At 55.1% G+C, this 1643-nt stretch carries 1 protein-coding gene; it reads right to left on the bottom strand.

Going from position 1 to position 1643, the window contains the following annotated elements; genetic code table 11:
- A partial coding sequence (locus CSQ89_RS21430; RefSeq protein WP_099407977.1) for an RHS repeat-associated core domain-containing protein occupies positions 1-1643 on the bottom strand: 1643 nt, incomplete at both ends.

Genomic DNA, 1643 nt, shown 5'->3' with positions numbered 1-1643 from the left:
TGTCGTCAACTGCACTATTTCCGCTACAGCCTCCGGTTGCGTCACGGATGTCGTCTCTGAGTTCTGGCAAGCTATATAGACCCAACGGATCGATGTATCTCAGCGGATTTCCGTTGACATAGGCATACGTGTTGATTCCACCCGCCAATCCAATCGGATCAGATTCCAGATACCGACCATTCAGTGGGTCATAGGTGCGATAGTAATTGTAATGGGTATTGGTTTCCTTATCGAAGTACTGTCCAGGGAAGCGCAGGTTGAAGGTGTATTTAGCTCCCGTGCCTTCTGGGTCTTCTTCCGCAGCGGACGCGCCGAACGGCTCGCCCAACTGCCAGGACCAGATGGCGTGCTTGGTGGCATCGGTCACCAGCCGTGGCGTACCGAGGTGATCGGTGTGGATGTTACGGATATCCATGCCGTTATCGACCAAGGCAACGGGCGTGTTGCCGAGATAGACGTATTCTCGCTTCGTGACCCCAAGCTCGTTCGATTCAGCTAGTAGACGCCCACTTTGGTCGTAATGGAAAACCGTGGTCGCACCCTGGTAGGTCTTGGCAACGCGTTCGCCTAGGCCGTTGAGCGTGTATTGCGCACCGGCCACTTCAACCAGCCGGCCACGGGCATCGTAGGAGTAATTCTTACCATCACCAGTGAGGCGACTGCCGTTGGCGTCGTAAGTAAACGTCTGCCCAGCCCGACCGGGATGAGAAGCGGCCGTTAAGCGATTACTCTTCGGATCGATGTCATTGATAAGCACCATGTCATCGTCGCGGTGATTTTTGCGATTACCATTGGCATCGTAAAAATAACCTTGGCTGGGCGAAAATGAAAAACCGTTGCGGGTGAGGACGCTGCCATCATCCCAGTCGGTCAGACGATCCACCTTGTCATAGACATACCCGTGGGATTTACCAACCGGTAGGCCTAACCGCTGCAGCATTCGTTCCCACCAGCCGCCACTCACTTTTTGCCCAGTGATGCGGCCTGCCGTGTCATGCGTCAAGGTGACCGTGCTATCACCCATGCTGTAGCTGGTGATCTGGTTCACATTGTCGTATTCAGTGGTACGAACTTCGCCATTGCCCCAGGTCCAGGACTTTGCCGCACCGAAAGGCCGGTAGGCGAGGTTTTGGATAACGATCTTTTCGGGCTCGGTGCCTTGCTGGGTCGTGATCTTGCTGACTTGGCCGACATCGTTGTAGGAATAAGTCACGACGCGGCCACTCGGGTAGGTCAGCTTGTTGAAGCGCCCTTGGGCGTCATAGCCGTAGCCAGTCGTATAGTCCTTGTTCCAGATCGAACGCTTTTCGCTACCGACGCGACCTTGGCTGTCATAGCTGTAGCCGATCTTGCCAGTGTGGTTGGCCATCTCGGTGAGCTTGTCGGTACTGAAGCCACTCTCGCCATAGGCAAAGGTCTGGGTTTTGCCATCGGCGAAGGTGACCTTGTTAAGCTGGCCGCCCGGTGTGTACTCATACTGGGTGAGTTGGTTCTTGGCATCGGTATGGGTAAGCATCTGGCCCACACCATTGCGGGTGAATTTGGTAACACCTGTATCGGGGCTGGTAATTTGCAGCACATTGCCCAAGGCATCGTGCTGGTAGCTGGTGACTAAGCCGCGTGGGTCGGTGACGCTGGTGATG

Origin of the sequence: Chitinimonas sp. BJB300 (assembly GCF_002735695.1) — a bacterium.
Taxonomy (GTDB): Bacteria; Pseudomonadota; Gammaproteobacteria; order Burkholderiales; family Chitinimonadaceae; genus Chitinimonas.
This window is presented reverse-complemented; position numbering and strand designations above follow the sequence as displayed.